This window comes from Veillonella sp. CHU110 (genome assembly GCF_003992255.1).
Classification (GTDB): domain Bacteria; phylum Bacillota; class Negativicutes; order Veillonellales; family Veillonellaceae; genus F0422.
The window spans coordinates 22,823-42,062 of sequence record NZ_RQVA01000004.1; the positions used below are offsets into that span (position 1 = coordinate 22,823).

The 19,240-nt window shown below is 37.4% G+C and carries 25 protein-coding genes; 24 read left to right on the forward strand and 1 reads right to left on the reverse strand.

The window, feature by feature from the left end:
* Positions 1-5: 5 nt before the first annotated feature.
* From thrB to EO122_RS02475, 3 genes are all read left to right on the forward strand, one after another.
* Positions 6-935 (forward strand): homoserine kinase, encoded by a 930-nt coding sequence (gene thrB, locus EO122_RS02465; RefSeq protein ID WP_127009227.1) that lies wholly within the window; start codon positions 6-8, stop codon positions 933-935.
* A 76-nt stretch (positions 936-1,011) separates the two neighbouring features.
* A complete protein-coding gene (htpX, locus tag EO122_RS02470) occupies positions 1,012-1,875 on the forward strand; it encodes a zinc metalloprotease HtpX (RefSeq protein WP_126937261.1) in 864 nt (287 codons plus the stop codon).
* A 66-nt stretch (positions 1,876-1,941) separates the two neighbouring features.
* A complete protein-coding gene (locus EO122_RS02475) occupies positions 1,942-2,445 on the forward strand; it encodes a cob(I)yrinic acid a,c-diamide adenosyltransferase (RefSeq protein WP_127009228.1) in 504 nt (167 codons plus the stop codon).
* A 129-nt stretch (positions 2,446-2,574) separates the two neighbouring features.
* Here EO122_RS02475 and EO122_RS02480 read toward each other — a convergent pair whose 3' ends face one another.
* On the reverse strand, positions 2,575-2,925 hold the full coding sequence (locus EO122_RS02480) for a hypothetical protein (RefSeq protein WP_127009229.1): 351 nt from the start codon (positions 2,923-2,925) through the stop codon (positions 2,575-2,577).
* A 73-nt stretch (positions 2,926-2,998) separates the two neighbouring features.
* On the opposite strand from EO122_RS02480, the gene cobU reads away from it, so the two are divergent.
* From cobU to argR, 21 genes are all read left to right on the forward strand, one after another.
* A complete protein-coding gene (gene cobU / locus EO122_RS02485) occupies positions 2,999-3,586 on the forward strand; it encodes a bifunctional adenosylcobinamide kinase/adenosylcobinamide-phosphate guanylyltransferase (RefSeq protein ID WP_127009230.1) in 588 nt (195 codons plus the stop codon).
* A complete protein-coding gene (locus EO122_RS02490; RefSeq protein ID WP_127009231.1) occupies positions 3,579-5,099 on the forward strand; it encodes a cobyric acid synthase in 1,521 nt (506 codons plus the stop codon). Before cobU ends, EO122_RS02490 begins: the two co-directional genes overlap by 8 nt.
* On the forward strand, positions 5,084-6,076 hold the full coding sequence (gene cbiB, locus EO122_RS02495) for an adenosylcobinamide-phosphate synthase CbiB (RefSeq protein ID WP_240632635.1): 993 nt from the start codon (positions 5,084-5,086) through the stop codon (positions 6,074-6,076). The genes EO122_RS02490 and cbiB overlap by 16 nt, the downstream gene beginning before the upstream one ends.
* Before the next feature lie 6 nt (positions 6,077-6,082).
* Positions 6,083-6,820, forward strand: a complete 738-nt coding sequence (gene cobS / locus EO122_RS02500; protein ID WP_127009233.1) for an adenosylcobinamide-GDP ribazoletransferase — start codon at positions 6,083-6,085, stop codon at positions 6,818-6,820.
* Between the two features lie 19 nt (positions 6,821-6,839).
* On the forward strand, positions 6,840-7,718 hold the full coding sequence (locus tag EO122_RS02505; protein ID WP_127009234.1) for a GHMP kinase: 879 nt from the start codon (positions 6,840-6,842) through the stop codon (positions 7,716-7,718).
* Between the two features lie 20 nt (positions 7,719-7,738).
* The gene (cobD, locus tag EO122_RS02510; RefSeq protein ID WP_127009235.1) at positions 7,739-8,839 is read left to right on the forward strand and encodes a threonine-phosphate decarboxylase CobD; all 1,101 of its coding nucleotides are present in this window, start codon (positions 7,739-7,741) and stop codon (positions 8,837-8,839) included.
* A 1-nt stretch (position 8,840) separates the two neighbouring features.
* Positions 8,841-9,485, forward strand: coding sequence for a histidine phosphatase family protein (locus tag EO122_RS02515; protein ID WP_127009236.1), 645 nt, complete (start codon positions 8,841-8,843; stop codon positions 9,483-9,485).
* Positions 9,475-10,200, forward strand: coding sequence for a pseudouridine synthase (locus EO122_RS02520; RefSeq protein WP_127009237.1), 726 nt, complete (start codon positions 9,475-9,477; stop codon positions 10,198-10,200). Before EO122_RS02515 ends, EO122_RS02520 begins: the two co-directional genes overlap by 11 nt.
* A 74-nt stretch (positions 10,201-10,274) precedes the next feature.
* A complete protein-coding gene (locus tag EO122_RS02525) occupies positions 10,275-11,345 on the forward strand; it encodes a Xaa-Pro peptidase family protein (RefSeq protein ID WP_127009238.1) in 1,071 nt (356 codons plus the stop codon).
* 14 nt (positions 11,346-11,359) lie between these two features.
* Positions 11,360-11,917 carry an elongation factor P gene (gene efp, locus EO122_RS02530; protein WP_126937372.1) on the forward strand — a complete coding sequence of 186 codons (558 nt, stop codon included), beginning with the start codon at positions 11,360-11,362 and terminating at the stop codon, positions 11,915-11,917.
* A 97-nt stretch (positions 11,918-12,014) separates the two neighbouring features.
* On the forward strand, positions 12,015-12,377 hold the full coding sequence (locus EO122_RS02535) for an Asp23/Gls24 family envelope stress response protein (protein WP_127009239.1): 363 nt from the start codon (positions 12,015-12,017) through the stop codon (positions 12,375-12,377).
* Between the two features lie 8 nt (positions 12,378-12,385).
* Entirely contained in the window at positions 12,386-12,766 is a 381-nt protein-coding gene (locus EO122_RS02540) for an Asp23/Gls24 family envelope stress response protein (protein WP_127009240.1), read from the forward strand.
* Complete coding sequence (gene nusB / locus EO122_RS02545; protein ID WP_127009241.1) at positions 12,753-13,145, forward strand: transcription antitermination factor NusB; 393 nt, start codon at positions 12,753-12,755, stop codon at positions 13,143-13,145. Before EO122_RS02540 ends, nusB begins: the two co-directional genes overlap by 14 nt.
* A gap of 1 nt (position 13,146) precedes the next feature.
* Positions 13,147-14,142 carry a metallohydrolase gene (locus EO122_RS02550; RefSeq protein WP_127009242.1) on the forward strand — a complete coding sequence of 332 codons (996 nt, stop codon included), beginning with the start codon at positions 13,147-13,149 and terminating at the stop codon, positions 14,140-14,142.
* Entirely contained in the window at positions 14,142-15,350 is a 1,209-nt protein-coding gene (gene xseA / locus EO122_RS02555; RefSeq protein ID WP_127009243.1) for an exodeoxyribonuclease VII large subunit, read from the forward strand. The genes EO122_RS02550 and xseA overlap by 1 nt, the downstream gene beginning before the upstream one ends.
* Positions 15,343-15,552, forward strand: coding sequence for an exodeoxyribonuclease VII small subunit (gene xseB / locus EO122_RS02560; RefSeq protein WP_126937244.1), 210 nt, complete (start codon positions 15,343-15,345; stop codon positions 15,550-15,552). Before xseA ends, xseB begins: the two co-directional genes overlap by 8 nt.
* Positions 15,553-15,634: 82 nt before the next feature.
* A complete protein-coding gene (locus EO122_RS02565) occupies positions 15,635-16,513 on the forward strand; it encodes a polyprenyl synthetase family protein (protein ID WP_127009244.1) in 879 nt (292 codons plus the stop codon).
* Between the two features lie 9 nt (positions 16,514-16,522).
* Positions 16,523-17,326, forward strand: coding sequence for a TlyA family RNA methyltransferase (locus EO122_RS02570; RefSeq protein WP_127009245.1), 804 nt, complete (start codon positions 16,523-16,525; stop codon positions 17,324-17,326).
* 8 nt (positions 17,327-17,334) lie between these two features.
* A complete protein-coding gene (locus tag EO122_RS02575; RefSeq protein ID WP_127009246.1) occupies positions 17,335-18,213 on the forward strand; it encodes an NAD(+)/NADH kinase in 879 nt (292 codons plus the stop codon).
* Entirely contained in the window at positions 18,210-18,785 is a 576-nt protein-coding gene (locus EO122_RS02580; RefSeq protein WP_127009247.1) for a class I SAM-dependent methyltransferase, read from the forward strand. The genes EO122_RS02575 and EO122_RS02580 overlap by 4 nt, the downstream gene beginning before the upstream one ends.
* Positions 18,785-19,240 carry an arginine repressor gene (argR, locus tag EO122_RS02585; protein ID WP_127009309.1) on the forward strand — a complete coding sequence of 152 codons (456 nt, stop codon included), beginning with the start codon at positions 18,785-18,787 and terminating at the stop codon, positions 19,238-19,240. The genes EO122_RS02580 and argR overlap by 1 nt, the downstream gene beginning before the upstream one ends.

The following is a 19,240-nucleotide window of genomic DNA, read 5'->3' on the forward strand; positions in this document are numbered from 1 at the left end:
TTTTCATGAAATCAATTACGGTACAAGTACCGGCTACAAGTGCCAATTGTGGTCCTGGATTTGATTGTCTAGGTGTAGCATTAAACTTATATAATTTATTTACATTTGAACCAGATACAGAGGCTATGTCTAATTCATACACCTTTGAGGGCTTTGGGGCTAACTTGCTAGAGCAAGAGGACCATAGCCAAAACTTGGTGGGAATTGCTATGGAGCGGGTCTTTAAAGAAGTACATGCCAAGCCTGTATATGGTCGCATCCATTCCAATACACAAATCCCTCCATCTAGAGGTTTGGGGAGTAGCTCTACGGCGATTGTAGGTGGATTGTTGTTAGCCAATGCTTATTTAAAAGAACCGTTGACAAAAGATGAGCTATTGTTAATCGCTAATGATATGGAAGGTCATCCAGATAATGTAGCGCCAGCTATTATGGGTAATTTAGTATGTGCTGTAGGTGGCAATGACACTGTATTTCACTCCCATATTGATGTACCAAGTAATTTGACATTTGCAGTAGTAGTACCAGAAGTCATTGTAGAAACATCGTACGCAAGAAGTGTATTACCAAAAGAATTAAGCTATCAAGAGGCTGTGGCCAATGTAGGTTTTGCTACATTATTTGTTGGATCTATGATTCAAAATCGAATGGATAATTTATCCATCGCATTACAGGACTACCTACATGTGCCGTATCGTAAAACATTAATTCCGTATTGCGATGATGTATTTACAGCAGCCAAAGAACATGGAGCCTACGGCTCTACCATAAGCGGCTCAGGTTCTACTCTCATCGCGTATTGTTCTCCAGAACATGCGGTTACTATTGCAGATGCAATGAGCGCCGTATTTATGGAGCATGATATCGACTGTAGACGCTTTGTATTACATGCTGATCGAGAAGGTGCTAAAGTCGTTAAAATTAAATATGAATAGAAAAATTCATGAATCTTTTAATATTTATATGCTATACTTTAAGCATATATATTCTATGAAATAAGTAGGAGGATACATGAATACTATAAAAACAGCAGCTTTATTGGCTTTAATGACAGGGCTACTGATGGTAGTGGGACAACTAGTCGGTGGTCATTCTGGCATGATACTTATGTTTTTTATTTCTTTGGGAATTAACTTTTATACGTATTGGAATTGCGCATCTATGGTGTTAAAAGCCTATGACGCTATAGAAATTACACCACAGAATAATCCAGCAATTTTTCAAGTTGTGCAAAAGTTAGTTACTCAGGCTAACCTACCGATGCCTCGCGTATACTTAATTCAATCCGATGTACCAAATGCATTTGCTACGGGCAGGGATCCAGAACATGCCGCAGTAGCATTGACAACTGGCATTATGAATTTGCTAACTGTAGATGAAATCGAAGGCGTGTTAGCTCATGAATTAGGTCATGTGAAGCATAGAGATATATTAATTAGTACCATTGTAGCTAGTATGGCAGGATTTATTGCTATGGTAGCTAATATGTTGCAATGGACGGCGATATTTGGTGGAAATGATGAAGAAGGCAATAGCAATCCATTAGCATTAATTGGAACTATTATCTTAGCGCCACTGGCTGCTACATTAATTCAGATGGCGGTATCTCGTTCTCGTGAATATGCAGCTGATATGGAAGGAGCTATCATTAGTCGCAAACCTTTATCATTGGCATCTGCCCTTGCTAAAATCGAACACTATGCGAATTATGGTTCTTTACCATCTCAAAATCAGGGGCAAGTTTCTGCTACTGCGCATATGTTTATCATTAATCCTTTAAGTGGACTTTCATCCACCGTGACTCAGCTATTTAGTACGCATCCAAGTACAGAAAGTCGTATCCAACGACTACGTGAAATAGCAAGTCGTATATAAAGGGTGCTTAGGCACAGTATTCATTACAGAAATCGTAAGATTTCTTACATTCTAAGGAGGTATACTATGGCAAAAGTGTACACAAAAACAGGTGATGCAGGTTCAACTGGTTTATATACAGGTGAACGGGTAGGGAAGGCATCGCAACGAGTATGTACGTATGGAACAATTGATGAAGCACAAGCATTTTTAGGAGTAGCACGTGCATATTCAGACAAAGCTGTTGTACAGGAAACTCTGTTGCAACTGGAAAAAGAATTATGGATGATTATGGCTGATATTTCTAGTTTAGGCCAAGAAGCAACGATTACAGAAGAACATGTAGTCAACCTGGAGCAGATTATTGATAGATTTGATGAACAATTAGAACCATTGTCTAAATTTATTCTTCCAGGAGATAGTAAAACATCAAGCTTCTTGCATTTGGGGCGGACCATTGTTCGTAGAGCAGAACGTGATCTATGGAAACTAGGCGAAACAGAAGAGATACACATGTCTAACGTAAGATATTTAAATCGTTTATCTGATTTGCTATTTATCTTAGCCCGTGTAGAAGATGAAATAAAATAAATTAAAAAATACATGTCGGGAATGTACGGTTACAATTCCTGGACATGTATTTTTGTTTATAAGAAATTCACATTTGGTAATATGAAAGTCTTTAGAATATGCTATAATACTATGTATGATGATTTTGGATTAGTGTTGTACTTCTTGTACATCTACTGTTTTATTTAGTACATCTTCTGGACTAGGATAGAAGAAGTAGATTTGATCGATTTCATTTTTGAATTTTTCTCGAATATGAACGGATAATAGTGTTTCAAATTGAATGATATCCGCTGAATCCATTACGGCATCTTCCACTAATACAAATAATTGTGGATCAGCTTTAGGTGCATTTTGTGGTAATCTTTCTGGTGAAAGAGGGATATTCACAATAATACGCACAGAGGCTACATAGTTACCGTTTTGATCTTTAATGGCTGCACGATATGTATGTTCCCATAATGTAGCCATCAATTGAATGTCTAAATTTAATAATTCCATAATTGTCTCCTTTTAGCAATGAATGTACAGTACATATCATACCTGATAAGAGACAATTTTGTATAGGTATATTATGAAAAATCGTATAATATTTTGTACAGGTGGTGCTAGGAGTGGAAAAAGCGAATTTGCTGAAAAACTCGCATTATCTATTGAAGGACAAAAGGGATATATTGCCACGGGACAAGCTTATGATGATGAAATGAGACATCGTATTCACTTGCATCAAGAGCGTAGACAAGATAGGTGGCAAAACTATGAAGTTCCCTATTATATCAGTGAATATATACATAGTATTTTAGAAGAGTGTTCTGTCATACTGGTAGACTGTTTGACCATGTGGACGACTAACCTTTTATTGCAAGATGGTGAGTTTAGATCACAAGATGATATTAATCAAAGAGAAATATCCATTTTGGATGAAGTTCAGCAAGTGTTAGACTGCGTAAGAAATTATGAGAGTATTGAAGAAAAAACGATTATTTTTGTAACGAATGAGATTGGATTAGGAATCGTTCCAGAAAATAAATTAGCACGCGTTTTCAGGGATGTGATGGGACGTGTGAATCGCCTCGTGGCATCGCATTCTGATGCTGCATATATGACAATGAGTGGTATAACAATAGATTTGAAAGCATTGGAGGTTACTAACAATGGCTAAGAAAATTATGTTCCAAGGGACAAGTTCAAATGTAGGTAAAAGTATTTTAGCAACTGCCATGTGTCGTATTTTACATAACAAAGGATATAAAACCGTTCCTTTTAAAGCTCAAAATATGGCATTAAATTCTTATGTAACAAAGGCGGGAGATGAAATTGGTCGAGCACAAGTAGCCCAAGCAGAAGCGGCAGGCTTAGAACCTATTGTTCAAATGAATCCTGTTTTATTAAAGCCTACTGGCAATCAATCATCACAAGTAATCTTGATGGGAAAACCTGTCGGTGTATATAGTGCGAGAGAATACCATACAAAATACTCATTAACGGCCTTAGATAAAGTGAAAGAAAGTTTACAATATTTAGATGAAAACTTTGATATGATTGTCATTGAGGGGGCGGGGAGTCCTGCAGAGGTAAATTTAAAAGCTAATGATATCGTCAATATGCGTGTTGCTAAACTAGCAAATGCTCCGGTTATGCTCATAGCAGATATTGATCGAGGGGGAGCTATTGCATCGGTAGTGGGCACCTTAGAACTACTAGAGCCAGATGAACGGGATCTTGTGAAAGGTATCATCATCAATAAATTCCGTGGAGATGTAACACTATTGCAGCCTGCTTTAGATTTTATTGAAGAAAAGACTGGAAAAAAGGTTGTTGGTGTGGTGCCAGCCATTGAAAACTTAGACATTGACGAAGAAGATTCTGTGGCCTTGGAGAGTAAATATAGAGGCGTGGCGAAAGAAATTACCATTGCTGTTATGCAAACACCTAAAATCTCTAATTTTACAGATTTTGATGCCTTAGCGTATGAACCAGATGTATCTGTACGATTTGTGAAGCAAGGAGAACCCATTGGGCATCCAGACATGATTATGTTACCAGGGTCTAAAAATACATTGGCAGATTTATCCTATTTACAGGAACAGGGATATGCAGAAGAAATACAACGTCTTGCTGCAGCTGGTGTACCTGTCATTGGCATCTGTGGTGGCAATCAAATGTTAGGTGAAATGTTATATGATCCAGAAGGTATAGAAGGTGATATTCCTGAATTACAAGGACTGGGATTATTGCCTACGGCGACTACCATGAAATCAGAAAAGTTGACCCATCAAGTCTCTTTTGATGTGGAAAACTTATCGTTCCTAGATATCAATTATTCTGGCAAAGAGCTAGTTGGCTATGAAATCCATATGGGGGATACGCAACCAGTAGGGGATGGAGAGCGGTGCTTCCATATTCAAAAAAGAAGTGATGCAAAAGTGGATGTCATTGATGGATTTGTCACAAGCAATGGTCAAGTTATGGGAACCTATATCCATGGTATTTTAGATAATGATGAGTTACGTCGTTCTATTCTTAATGCATTACGCGCTAAGAAAGGGTTAGAACCATTGGATATTGTATTCCGATATTTTGAGCATAAAGAAGCTGCTTATAATCGCTTAGCTACGATTGTAGAGGAGCATTTAGATATGGAATATATTAACTCCCTATGGGAGCAAAACTAATGGAATGGATTACGCACCATTTGGTGTATGCCATACCTTTAGTAGCATTTCTATTAGATTCACTATTGGGTGATCCTAGAAGTAAATTTCATCCAGTTGTGTTAATGGGAAATTGTATTTCTTTTTATGAAAAGCTATTGTATAAAAAGTCGGCCACACCAACCCAACAAATTTGGGAAGGTATATCGACGGTCTTATTAGTCTTAATGACTGTGGTAGGTATTGTTACAGGTATACTATTTATAGGTGGTACAATTCACCCTATTTTATATTTTGTCATTTCCATACTATGTGTCTATATATCAATTAGTCCCCGTTGCTTAGCAGAAGCAGGCGTTGAAATAGCTAGATTACTGCGTAAACAAGATATAGGAGAAGCGCGCCGTAAGGTAGGCTGGATTGTAGGTAGAAAAACAACCGATCTAGATGAAAGTGAGATTACTCGTGCTACTATAGAGACCATTGCAGAGAATACTGTAGATGGAATTATTTCTCCTTTATTTTGGTATATCCTATTAGGTCCTTGGGGTGCTATTGGGTATCGAGCTATTAATACAATGGATTCTATGCTGGGCTATAAGAATGAAAGATACTTATATTTTGGATGCTTTGCTGCTCGTCTTGACGATGTAGTTAATTATATTCCATCCCGTATCACATGCGTTTTATTTATTATAGCGGCATGGATTTATGGCAAAGACTGGAAGTATGCAGCAACTATTGCGAAGCGAGATGCTTCTAAACATCCAAGTCCCAATGGAGGATACGCAGAAGCACCTGTAGCGGGAGCTTTGCATATCCGCTTAGGTGGGTATAATGTATATCATGATAAGGTAACATTTCGAGAGTATATGGGTGACCCTATACAAATCATGAAAGGTCGTCATATTTATCAAACCATATATCTAATGTATACTGTCTCGATACTAGGTATACTTATCACAATGGCAAGTAAGTATCTCATTAATCAATGGTAGGTGTATATGAAAGGATTTTTTGTAGGATTGCAATTTTTAACTCGTTTAAAAATTGTAAATCAAACAGAATGGAAAGTTGAAGATTTTGGTGCTTCTGTGACGTATTTTCCATTAGTAGGACTAGTCATTGGTGCCTTTATGTGGGGCATATATGCATTGGTACATCCGTATATTCCAGTATCTTTGTTGATGTTGTTACTAGTGATCTTTGAGTTTCTCTTCACAGGTGGTCTTCATGCAGATGGATTTATGGATACCTGTGATGGTTTGTTTTCTGGACGAGACCGAGAACGTAAATTAGAAATTATGAAAGATAGCCGTGTAGGCAGTAATGGCGTAGTAGGCTTTGTATTTTTAACATTGTTAAAATGGCAATTATTAGTCAATGTACCAGAACCATTCTTGCCTACCATATTGTTGACGATGCCTATACTGAGTCGCTATACTATGGTAATTAGCATTCAAAAATTCCCCTATGCTCGTCCGGAAGGAATAGGCAAGTTTTTTGCAGATAATGCACCCACCTATGCAGTATGGGTGTCGACAGTATTGGCATTACTTCCCACTCTATATTTTCAGTGGGTGTATGCATTTTTGTTTGTAATCGCTCTTATGTGCAATTATATTCTTAATTCCTACATCACGAAGCATTTAGGAGGAACTACTGGTGATACGTATGGCTTTGTCTGTGAATTGTCAGAAGTATTTTTAATATTGTTCACTATAATTTGGTCTATAGTGTAATAGAAAGGAGGATATAGGATTGGCATACTATGTACGAACACCTGGAACTTGTGGTGAATTTATACAAGGGTCCATCCAAGGACAACGCTTTTTAGTAACTTGTCCCATAAATCGGTATTCTTATGCTATTAGCGATGTTCAACATCCGCTGCCTATATCTTCTGTATCTTTGCAGTCTAAAGCATATAAGGCTTATCAATCTGTGAAGAAACTATTAGGAGTGCCAGATACTGTGGATACTCCCATTTATCTACACTCCGATATTTTACAAGGAAAAGGGTTGGCATCTAGTAGTGCAGATATCAGTGTAGTAGCCATGGCTACTGCACTTTCTTATGGATATACCCTTTCTATGGACGAACTCTCTAGTCTCTGTTTATCCATCGAGCCTTCTGATGCGCCTTTTTATCAGGGAATAGTACAATTTGATTATATTCAGGGAGCCTGCTGCGATATATTGGGAACTTGCCCTCCTATGCGTATCGCCATATTTGATGAAGGCGGCACAATTGATACGATTCAATTTAATCATCAAAAGAATTTACCACAACTGATCGATGAAAAGGAAGAGTTTATGGTAGAAGCTTTAGCAAAGTTCAAAGAGGGCATACAAACACATAATGTTAAGTTAATTGGTGAAGCCTCTACCATTAGTTCTTTTGCGAACCAACGAATATTACATAAGGCTAGTTTGTACGATTTACATCAAATTGGAGTAGCCTGTAATGCAATAGGTACAATTATCGCGCATAGTGGGACCATATTAGGATTGTTGTTTCCCCCTGACTCACCTAGCATTGGTCATTGCATTCAGCAAGTACGAAGAGAATTACCTACTGTAACCTATATAGATACAGTGGAAACTACTAATGAAGGTATCACATTTATGCAACGATAAGGACGTAGGAGGTGCGTACTATGAAAACAGTAAATGTTCATGGCGGTAATGTACATAAGGCTAGTCGCAACATGGGAACTTCTCTGGAACACATACTTGATTTCAGTGCTAATATTAACCCTCTTGGCATGAGTCCAGCAGGAACAGAATCTATGAAAAAACATTTTGAAGAAATTATTCATTATCCGGATCCTGAATTGCATGGTTTGATTAGTACACTGAGTCGAGTATGGAATATGCCAGAGTCATATATTGCATTGGGTAATGGGGCGGCAGAGTTAATTTATGGAATTTGTAGATTGTCCAATGTAGATACTGTCTATGTCCCAGCACCTGGGTTTTCAGAATATGCACATGCAGCGAATTCTTGTGGATTACACGTAAAAGAATATTCGTTAACTTATGATGCGCAACAACATACATTTATGTATAATCTAGATTTGTTGATGGACAAGATGAAAGAGTGCACACAGACTATCTTATTTATTGGTAATCCGAATAATCCATGCGGTACATTGTGGACGCATAGGAGTGAAGAACTATTTCATATTTGTAAAGAAAATCATCATTACATCGTGTTTGATGAATCATTTATCGACTTTGTTGGCGATAACTTTTCTATGCGTGAATATGTAAAGAGATACGAGCATTGTGTGGTAGTTCATTCGTTGACGAAATTTTATGCTGTTCCAGGCCTACGTGTGGGTGCGATGATGGGGCATCCTACAGTGATTGAACAAATCAAATCCTCTATCCCTACATGGTCGGTGAATCATTTAGCACAAGTATATGGGGAAGCAGCTGTGTTAGATAGAGCATATATAGAATCTACGAGAGAATTTCTTGGTAGAGAAAAAGAGTGGTTGTATACGCAGCTTAGTGCATTGAATGTATTTGAACTGGTTAAACCATCTGTTAATTATATATTGGGTAGATTGGATTCAAAATATTCTTTTGGGGATTTACAAGATTATTTATACAGTAAATCTATATTAGTACGTGACTGCTCTACATACAGTACATTAGGGCCCAACTGGTTTAGAATCGCCGTGAAAGATCATGACACAAATGTTACATTACTAACAGTATTAAAAGAATACTTTCAGAACTATAGGAGATAATATGATACAAATATATTTTGTGCGACATGGAGAAACTGATTGGAACCATATTGGTAAACATCAAGGTTTCAGTGATATTCCATTAAATGAAAAAGGGCTATCCCAAGCGATTGATGTAGGAGATGCTTTGCATGATGTTCATTTTGACAGAGCCATTGTATCTGACTTAATTAGAGCTAGAGTGACAGCAGAAGAGATTTTAAAAGGCCGCTATATTCCAACTACATTTACAGAAGATATGCGAGAAATTTGTTTTGGTGAATGGGAAGGGCTAACATATTCTGAAATTAATGAACGTTGGCCTGGACAAATTGAAGCTATTTATGAGGATCCCACAGAAAAAGAAATTCCTCAAGGAGAGACTGTAGAGATGGTCCAAAAACGTGCGTATGCTCGTTTACTCAAAGAGCTATCAATGATGGAGGATGGGCAACGATTAGTTGTGGTCTGTCATGGAGGTACCATTCGAACTTTATTATGTGCATTGACAGGGATTCCTTTAAATTGTTTGTGGAGGTTAGCCCAAGGGAATACGGCTGTTAGTGTCGTTGATTTCTGGGGCGATGCATCACCTTACAATCGAATTGTTGTGTTAAATGATACATCTCATACGCATGTTAGAGAAGGTGGTTACGGTGAGGATTGATAAATTTTTAGCGCATAAAGCTTTTGGTACTCGAAAAGAAGTACATGATTTAATAAAACAGGGTTTTGTGAAAGTAAATGATACTATCATTAAGAAAAAAGATATGCACATCAACCCTGACGTCGATGTTGTAACTGTTCAAGATCAAGTTGTGCAAGCTCAGTTGGAATATTATGTGAAATTTCATAAACCAGCGGGATATGTAACAGCCGTGGAAGATACAACAGATCCTACGATTATGGAACTGCTACCTGAGGAGTTTCAAACTTTAAAAGTATTCCCAGTAGGTCGACTAGACAAAGATACAGAAGGATTGCTTCTTTTGACGAATGATGGTCCGTGGGCTCATAAAATTATCCACGGTAAAAAGAATATTGGAAAAACGTATTATGTTGAATATAGTGGTAATCTATCTGAGGATGCTATAAATCGGATACGAGAAGGTATGGTCCTAGGTGATGGTACGGAATGTAAGCCAGCTCAAATCACTTTACATGAAGATGAAGGTGTATTGAATGAGCAAGGAGACATGATTCACTCTTGTGAACTGACAATCTACGAAGGCAAGTATCATCAGGTCAAACGTATGATTGGTGCATGTGGTGGTACAGTGACCTATTTACAGCGAACACATATTGATACAATTACTTTAGATTCCATAGAAGAAGTTGGTATGTATGTAGATTTGACAGACAAAGAAAAAAGTATCGTTTAATCGAATCTATTCAATTTGTCATAACTATACATTCTATGGTATCATTAGTTGATGCTGATTGAGGAGGCGATACTGTGAATGGATTAGTCACTTTGCAAGCATTTTTACAAAATGAAAAGTATGATGGTGCCATTTTAACAAGTCCTGTTAATTTGCATTATTTTGCAGGATTTACAGGGACCACAGCAGTGGCATTTATAGGGCCTAAATCTGCGTATATTTTGACGGATAGTCGATATACAGAGCAAGCTAAATCTGAGTGTGAAGGCTATGAGGTTATTCAATATACAAAAGATGTGTATGAAACTATCAAGGACCTTGTGAATGATTCAGGTGCTGCATTACAAACTTGTTGCTTTGAAGGTAGTATTATGAGTGTCGATGTATTTCAACAGCTTTGTGATACATTAGATGACACTGAGTTTTTATCTCTAAACTTTGCTACTCTACGAGCTATAAAGCGCGAAGATGAACTTGCGTCTTTGCGAGAAGCATTCCGTATCGGGGATGAAGCATTTGCTGCGATGCTCCCACAATTGCGAGTAGGCATGACAGAAAATGAAGCTCGCATTATATTAGAGACAGAGATGTTGCAACGGGGTTCTCGAGAACCATCTTTTGCTATGATTGTGGCATCCGGATATCGGTCGAGTATGCCTCACGGCGTAGCTAGTGATAAAGTGATGGAACGTGGTGATTTTGTTACTTTTGATTTTGGCGCTATGTATAATGGATACCACTCAGATATGACCAGAACTATCGTCCTGGGTAAAGCAACGGATTTTCAAAAAAAATTATATAGTATTGTTCTAGAAGCTCAAATGCGAGGCGTAGCTGGCGTAAAAGCTGGTGTATCTGGTAAAGAAATAGATACCATCTGTAGAGAGTATATTCAAGAGCAGGGCTATGGATCATATTTTGGTCATGGTACAGGACATGGTGTAGGATTGGATATCCATGAATTACCTGTGGCTTCACCTAGATCAAATGATATATTGGCATCTAATATGGTTGTCACTGTAGAACCGGGAATTTACCTTCCGGGGGAGATGGGACTTCGCATAGAAGATACAGTTATTGTAACTGAGGAGGGATGTGAAATACTGTCACAAACTCCTAAGGAATTAATAGAACTAGATGTGTAATGGAGGGATTTACAATGATTTCCAGTAATGATTTTCGTCCAGGCGTAACTGTCGAACTAGATGGTAATGTATGGCAAGTAGTTGACTTTCAACACGTTAAACCAGGTAAAGGTGCTGCATTCGTACGTGCTAAATTGAAAAACCTACAAACAGGTGCCGTTGTAGAACGTACTTTTAATGCTGGTGAAAAAGTGCCAAAAGCTCATGTTGATCGTCGTCGTATGGCGTACTTATATGAGTCTGATGGGGCTTATACGTTCATGGATAATGAAACATATGACCAAATTGAATTGACAATTGACCAATTAGGTGATGCTAAAAACTTCTTGTTAGAAAATATGGAAGTGTCCATTATGTTCTTCCAAGGCATTGTCATCGGTATCGACTTACCTGTAGCTGTTGAGTTACGTGTTGTTGAAACTGACCCTGGTATCCGTGGTGATACTGCAACTGGTGGTAATAAACCTGCTACATTAGAAACAGGTTATGTTGTAAAAGTACCTTTATTCATCGAAGTAGACGATGTATTACGTGTAGATACACGTACTGGACAATATATTGAACGTGCTTAAACCACAGATTTGATCTTTTAACAATTAGTATAGTATTGTAATTAAAAGCATTTGTTGGCCTGTGGTGGGACGACAAATGCTTTTTTTTGGTAAATATATGGAAGATAATCGTTTTTTTGAAGGAATTATACAGTTCGATTCATCTGTGTATGAGATGATTGCTGCCATGACAACACTAGAGTCAAAAGGAGTAGCAGGCATGCGTACTACATTTGGTGATACTGTTGGCAATTTATTCGGCAGAAAAAATGCCATGGATGGTGTTAAAATCCAGACCTTAGAGGATGGATCATTGCAGATTGAACTTCATATTGCTGTTCATTATGGATATCGGATTCCAGATATAGCGTTGCGGCTACAAGATAGAGTTAAATCAGCTCTCGTTTCAATGACCGATGTAACAGTGACAAGTGTCGATATTTATGTAGAAGATATTGTATTTGAAGGCACAGTATCTTAGAGGTGATTATGTCAGATCAGTTACAAATTGAAATTACAGATGCTGTTATTTTAGATGTAACAGCAAGAGTGTTGTCATCATTTGATGAAATACATTCGATGAGTAAACGATTCTTTGATGGAGTTGTAGATGGACTTTCACAGAAGTTTGGTCAAAAACGATGGCTTGGTATGAATGTGAAGCATAAAAAAGATAATCATGGAGAAGCGTTTATTGAAATCAATTTATATGTTCGCTTATATTATGGATGCCATCTATTAGAGGTGGCAAAACAAATACAACAACAGATTCGACAAGATTTAAGAAATATGTTGGATTTATATCGTGTACGTGTAGATGTACACATTGATGGCTTAGAGAGAAAGGAAGTAAGCAATGAACTATCGTAGGTTAGCGAGAGCATTTGCTTTTCAAATAATATATGCACAATCATTCCACACAGAAGGTACGCAAGAAGGTATGGAATCAGCACTAAAAGGGGATGCTAAACAATTTGCGAAGCAAATTATTGCAGGAGTATGTGAGGAACAAAGTATACTAGATGAGGCTTTGCAAGAGTTCTCGCCAAAACGAAAGATGGAACGGTTCCCGAAAGTAGAATTGACAATTTTGCGTATGGCCGCATGGGAATTAATGCACCCACAAGCAGATACTCCATCCAATATTGTTATCAATGAAGCAGTGTTACTAGCGAAAGAATATGGGGGAGAAAATTCTTATAAATATATTAATGCTATTCTTCATAATTTAGCGAAGTCGAGACAATAATATGGCCTATTATTTAGGGATTGATACGAGCTGTTATACCACATCCTGCGCTATCGTTGATGAAGAGGGTAGACTGATTCAAGAGGTGCGAAAGCTATTAGAAGTACCGATCGGAAAACGGGGATTACAACAGTCGCAAATGGTATTCCAACATACAAGAGCATTAAGTACTTTACTGGAATCATTACAGCTAGATGAACCCATTGCAGCAATTGGTGTAAGTGGATTTCCAAGAAGAGAAGAAAATTCCTATATGCCAGCCTTTCTAGTAGGGCTTAATGTAGCTAAATCTCTAGGTCATTGTATGCAGATTCCGGTGCATGTATTTTCTCACCAAGAAAATCATATTTGGGCCGCTTTACGAGAAATTGGTGAAGTTCCAGATGGACCTTTCTTAAGTTTACATCTATCGGGTGGAACTACAGAGTTTGTGATCTGTGAACGAATCAAAGGGAGTGGATTTCAAACTACATTGGTTGGAACTAGTGATGATATTGCAGCAGGACAATTAGTAGACAGACTTGGAGTATTAATGGGGTTACCATTTCCGGCAGGTCCTACCATGGAAAAATTAGCTAGGAAGACAAAATATCAAACAGATTCTGTGTTACCTATTGCTGTGCAAGGAGCTACCATTAGTTTTGGTGGACCTTATAGTGCAGGGCAACGTTGGTGGGAATCATTACATCATTCCATTATTGATTGGACAAATCCTAGTGCATTGCAAGATGAAGTAGAAGCTCAAACATTAGCATCTTCTGTATTTCATTGCATAGGAGATTCATTGGAAAAAGCCTTAACTTATATACTCAAGCATCACTCTCTAACTACTTTGGTAACTGCGGGAGGAGTGATGGCGAATACGTATTTGCAAAAGCGTTTAGTTCATTGGGGCCATCATCATAACCTTGATGTACTATGTGTATCACCTAAATATAGTGCAGATAATGCATCTGGTAATGCCTATGGCGCTATGATAATTGAAGGAGACAGCTAATGGAAGCCTATTCAGTAGGAGAACTAAATGACATCATAAAAAGAACCGTAGAAGGAGAATTTCTTTTAAAAAACTGTATTGTTGAAGGTGTAATATCGAATTTAAAAAAGCATTATTCTACAGGACATTATTATTTTTCTTTGATTGATGATACGGGATCTATTGATATGGCTTTATGGCGTGGAAAAGCGCAACAACGAGGCTTAGTAGATACGTTAGAAAATGGAGTATTAGTTCAAGTCCGTGGGAATGTGAGCTATTATTCAAAAACAGGTCGGATTAGTGTTATCTGTGAAGATATAAAAGTAGGTACAAAAAGTAGTTACCAAATTGCCTATGAAAAACTAAAGCAAGAACTATTAGCGTTAGGCTATTTTGATGAAAAATATAAGAAGCCCTTACCTCCCTTACCGAGCTGTATAGGTGTTGTTACTTCCGCATCTGGTGCCGTTATACATGATATTTTACATGTAGCGAAACAAAGAAACCCTCTTGTATCGTTTAAGGTATTTAATGTTCCCGTACAAGGAGATAGTGCTGGCCCTATCATAGCTAAAGGGATAGCGTTGGCTGATGCGGATCCTGATGTAGATCTTATTATTGTAGGTCGCGGTGGTGGAGCTATGGAAGACTTGTGGTGTTTTAATGATAGAACACTTGTAGAGTCTATATTTCATTGCTATACTCCTGTTGTATCTGCTGTGGGACATGAAGTAGATTATACGTTATGTGACTTTGTCTCTGACAAACGTGGTGCTACGCCAAGTCACGCAGCAGAATTGTCTATCTATCCATTGGATGAGTTGAAGGAAGAAGTAGCACAGAAACTTGATTTTATTGAAAATACTATTCGCTATCGCATTCAAAAAGAACGGCAGTTATTATTCTCTATTAGTAATCGTAGTATTACTATGCCAGCATTAACTCTATTGCATCAGCAAAATACTATATTACAAAAGTTTGAACATAGGCTACATAGTCAGATGCAAAAGAGACTGCAAGAAGAGAATAGTCGATTAGGCATGCTTGCTACACAATTAGAGGGAAAAAATCCTCTTTCAAAGGTAGTAAAAGGATTTGCAAAAGTTGATGTACATAACGTACCTTTACAGTCGATTCAACATGTACATATAGGAGATACCATAGAGGTACATATACAAGATGGATCGATAAAAGCGACGGTACAGGAGGTAATAGATCGTGGCTAAATCAATTAAAAGTTATGAAAAAAAATATACAGCTTTAGAAGAGTTAGTTCAAAAATTAGATGATGATTCTTTGTCTATGCATGAACTATTAGATACCTATAAAAAGGGTTTGACATTAGTAAAAGAATGTTCTGACCTATTGAATGTTGTAGAGGAAGAAGTACAACAAATTATAGAAACTGTACAAGTTGATATGAAATAGGCGACAAAGCAGAAATTTTTAGGTATAATAGATACAGAATAATTATACAAACTGTATTACCTATCAAAATGACGAGGATACGATGTTAAAAGAATACTTACAAGCTAGTAAAGCAGAGATAGAAGCATATTTATCTACTTTATTAGAATCACCTAATAGAGAATATGCACGTCTATATGAAAGCATGAAATACAGCCTACTAATGGGAGGTAAACGAATTAGACCCATTATAACAAAGGCTGTTATAGAAGCTCTGGGAGGAACGTGGGAGTCCTACAAAGATGTGATTTGTGCCATAGAATTGATACACACCTATTCGTTAATCCATGATGATCTTCCAGCTATGGATAATGATGATTTTCGTCGCGGAAAGCCAACGAATCACCGCGTCTACGGAGATGGTATGGCTGTATTGGCTGGTGACGGACTATTAACATATGCATTTGAGTTAGTGTCTAATCATTCCAGCTTGCGCCCAGATCAAGTGGTGTCAATCATACGATCATTAGCAAAAGGAGCTGGACCTAGTGGCATGGTAGGAGGACAATCCTTCGATTTAGAATCGGAAGGAAAATGTTTACCACTCGAAGAACTTGTTGTCTTACATAAGGGAAAAACAGGCGCTTTATTTAGTACAGCCGTTGAAATTGGTTTGATTGTGATGGATGCAAATTCTCACATAGCAACATCATATTTACAGTACGCGGATTATTTAGGTTTATTATTCCAAATTACTGATGATATTTTAGATGTTGTGGGCACACAAGAAGAACTAGGTAAAACACCAGGTAGTGATGAACGACAACATAAAGCAACCTATGTCTCTATTCTTGGTTTAGAAGAAGCAAGGGCTAGAGCATCGGAAGTAGCAAGTAAAGCAAAAGCTGAGTTAGAAGCATCTAATCAATATTCTCCTGTATTGGAAGGATTAATTCAGTATCTAATGGACCGCACACAATAGGAGAGTAGCATGAGTCAAAAAGAACGCCTTGATGTAGTACTAGTACAAAGAGGTTTATTTGAAAGCCGAGAAAAAGCTAAAGCAGCTATTATGGCAGGACTTATCTTTTCAGGTACACAACGATTAGATAAGGCGGGTACCAAAGTAGATGTAGGTATATCCTTAGAAGTGAAGGGAAATACCCTCAAATACGTTAGTCGAGGCGGATTAAAACTAGAAAAAGCATTAGAACTATATCCTATTGACTTAACTAATGCAGTGATGGTTGATATAGGTGCGTCTACAGGTGGTTTTACAGACTGTGCACTACAAAATGGTGCCGTAAAAGTATTTGCTATTGATGTAGGATATAATCAATTAGCATGGAAATTGCGTCAAGATTCGCGTGTTATCAACATGGAAAAACAAAATATACGCACTGTGACTTCTGTTCAGTTAGGAGAATTAAGTGATTTTATTTCCATTGATGTTGCTTTTATTTCGTTAGATAAAGTCTTGCCTGTGGCCACTACGCTATTAAAGGATACAGGTTCTTTAGTGGCTTTGATTAAACCGCAATTTGAAGCTGGCCGAGAACTTGTTGGAAAAGGTGGTATCGTTCGAGAAAAATCGACTCACGAGTTAGTACTTCATCGCATATTGGAAGTAGCACTAGACTGTGGACTGTATTTACATGGCTTAACATATTCTCCTATTAAGGGAATGGAAGGCAATATTGAGTTTTTAGGATACTTTACAAAACAATCAGAAGGATCAGTGGAAGTGACTAGTGATTTAATTATATCAATAGTCAATGAAGCCCATCAATTATAGGAGGATCTATGAGAATCGGTTTCTTTCCTAATATGAAAAAAGAGAATATTCGAGATATATTATCGAAAGCAATCACCTATTGTCATGATCATGGCATAGAAGTGTATATGCCAAAGGAATTAGAACATCATGATGTTTGTCAGTTGGGAATACAAAAGGAGCATCTATTACCTAGACCAGATATTTTTGAACACTTAGATATGGCGTTCAGTTTTGGTGGAGATGGCACAATTATTCAATTAGCACGTCAAATATACCCATACAATGTTCCTATTTGTGGGATTAATTTAGGTGAACTTGGTTTTTTAAATCAAATTGAACTAGAAAGTTTAGAAAGCTCCATTGCTAGGATTAGTAAGGGAGACTATTATGTGGAAGATAGAATACATCTAGTAGCTACTTTGCAAACAGCGGAAGGGGATCGTATTTTACGACCTATTATTAATGATATTGTCGTGTCTAGAGCAGAACCTGGTAAAATGGCTCGTATCAATCTATCCATCAATGGAGGGCATACACAAATGTATCCTGCAGATGGGTTAATAGTATCATCATCGACAGGTTCTACTGGGTATAATCTATCTGCTGGTGGTCCTATTATGGCTCCTGATAATCGTTCGATTATTGTAACGCCTATTGCACCGCACTTATTACAAGGCGTATCTCTCGTGTTAAAAGAAAGCGCAAAGATAGATATTACTATGCCAGAAAGACAAAAGTCATTGCATATCTCTATCGATGGCACCTTTGATTATGATTTTAACAATACTGATTCACTACATGTAGAGGCGCATCCGCAATATTGTAAATATGTACGGTTTAAAGATCAAAAATTCTTTGCTACTTTATTTAAAAAGTTAAATGCCCGTTCCAAGGAGGTAGTATGATTCCTCTACATCATAGTGTAGAGTTTCAACATCATCTTTGGGATGATGTGTTACCTCAAGCTAACATCGTGGTAGATTTAACATGTGGTAATGGTCATGATACTTTGTATTTGCTGCAGCATAGTCATTCAAAGGCAAAGATATACGCTATAGATGTGCAGGAAGAGGCTATTCAATCCACTATGGAACGATTGCGAGAAAAGGCTCCTGAAACATATCACCAAGTATGTGTATTACAGGGGTCTCATGATATAATCTTAGAGACCTATCCTATTTCTAATATTGACCTTATAGTAGCTAATTTAGGCTACTTACCAAATGGAAATCATTCCATTATGACTCATGAGGATACAACAATACGAGCTATTGCCATTGGATTACAGAAGCTTTCAGTACATGGATTATGCACTATAGTGGCATATCCAGGAACAGAACGAGGATTCAGGGAATCAAAAGCCGTAGAAAATTACTTATCAAGTATTGATCAAACAGTATATCACTGTAGTACTTGGCATCCCATTAATCAAAAACATAATCCGCCTATTTTATATATTATTCGTCGGAGGAAATGATGAAACGATATCGCTATAACAAGATTAAAGAGATTATTCAAACAAAAGCTATTGAAACACAAGAAGAATTAGCACAAGCATTAGTTGAAGAAGGCATTACTGTAACACAAGCTACTGTATCTCGTGATATTAAAGAACTTATGTTAATTAAAGTTCCTACAGGGGATGGGCACTATCGTTATGCATTGTCACCAGAAGAGAACATTATGCTATCTAGAACACGTATCAATCGATTGTTCCAAGATTCTATTTTAAGAATCGATCACGCGCTAAATCAAATTATTTTACATACATTACCTGGATCTGCACAATCTGTTGCCTTTGCTATTGACCATGCTAAATGGCAAGAATTGTTAGGAACGATTGCCGGCGATGATACTATTTTATTATTATGTAGATCCGTTGAAAGTGTTGAATTGGTACTAGAGCGTATTCAAGAATTGATGAGGGATTAA

Excerpts from the sequence above, each read along its gene's own strand:
- thrB (WP_127009227.1), top strand. The coding sequence starts at position 6 with ATGAAATCAATTACGGTACAAGTACCGGCTACAAGTGCCAATTGTGGT.
- htpX (WP_126937261.1), top strand. The coding sequence starts at position 1,012 with ATGAATACTATAAAAACAGCAGCTTTATTGGCTTTAATGACAGGGCTA.
- EO122_RS02475 (WP_127009228.1), top strand. The coding sequence starts at position 1,942 with ATGGCAAAAGTGTACACAAAAACAGGTGATGCAGGTTCAACTGGTTTA.
- EO122_RS02480 (WP_127009229.1), bottom strand. The coding sequence starts at position 2,925 with ATGGAATTATTAAATTTAGACATTCAATTGATGGCTACATTATGGGAA.
- cobU (WP_127009230.1), top strand. The coding sequence starts at position 2,999 with ATGAAAAATCGTATAATATTTTGTACAGGTGGTGCTAGGAGTGGAAAA.
- EO122_RS02490 (WP_127009231.1), top strand. The coding sequence starts at position 3,579 with ATGGCTAAGAAAATTATGTTCCAAGGGACAAGTTCAAATGTAGGTAAA.
- cbiB (WP_240632635.1), top strand. The coding sequence starts at position 5,084 with ATGGGAGCAAAACTAATGGAATGGATTACGCACCATTTGGTGTATGCC.
- cobS (WP_127009233.1), top strand. The coding sequence starts at position 6,083 with ATGAAAGGATTTTTTGTAGGATTGCAATTTTTAACTCGTTTAAAAATT.
- cobD (WP_127009235.1), top strand. The coding sequence starts at position 7,739 with ATGAAAACAGTAAATGTTCATGGCGGTAATGTACATAAGGCTAGTCGC.
- EO122_RS02515 (WP_127009236.1), top strand. The coding sequence starts at position 8,841 with ATGATACAAATATATTTTGTGCGACATGGAGAAACTGATTGGAACCAT.
- efp (WP_126937372.1), top strand. The coding sequence starts at position 11,360 with ATGATTTCCAGTAATGATTTTCGTCCAGGCGTAACTGTCGAACTAGAT.
- EO122_RS02535 (WP_127009239.1), top strand. The coding sequence starts at position 12,015 with ATGGAAGATAATCGTTTTTTTGAAGGAATTATACAGTTCGATTCATCT.
- EO122_RS02540 (WP_127009240.1), top strand. The coding sequence starts at position 12,386 with ATGTCAGATCAGTTACAAATTGAAATTACAGATGCTGTTATTTTAGAT.
- nusB (WP_127009241.1), top strand. The coding sequence starts at position 12,753 with ATGAACTATCGTAGGTTAGCGAGAGCATTTGCTTTTCAAATAATATAT.
- EO122_RS02550 (WP_127009242.1), top strand. The coding sequence starts at position 13,147 with ATGGCCTATTATTTAGGGATTGATACGAGCTGTTATACCACATCCTGC.
- xseA (WP_127009243.1), top strand. The coding sequence starts at position 14,142 with ATGGAAGCCTATTCAGTAGGAGAACTAAATGACATCATAAAAAGAACC.
- EO122_RS02565 (WP_127009244.1), top strand. The coding sequence starts at position 15,635 with ATGTTAAAAGAATACTTACAAGCTAGTAAAGCAGAGATAGAAGCATAT.
- EO122_RS02570 (WP_127009245.1), top strand. The coding sequence starts at position 16,523 with ATGAGTCAAAAAGAACGCCTTGATGTAGTACTAGTACAAAGAGGTTTA.
- EO122_RS02575 (WP_127009246.1), top strand. The coding sequence starts at position 17,335 with ATGAGAATCGGTTTCTTTCCTAATATGAAAAAAGAGAATATTCGAGAT.
- EO122_RS02580 (WP_127009247.1), top strand. The coding sequence starts at position 18,210 with ATGATTCCTCTACATCATAGTGTAGAGTTTCAACATCATCTTTGGGAT.
- argR (WP_127009309.1), top strand. The coding sequence starts at position 18,785 with ATGAAACGATATCGCTATAACAAGATTAAAGAGATTATTCAAACAAAA.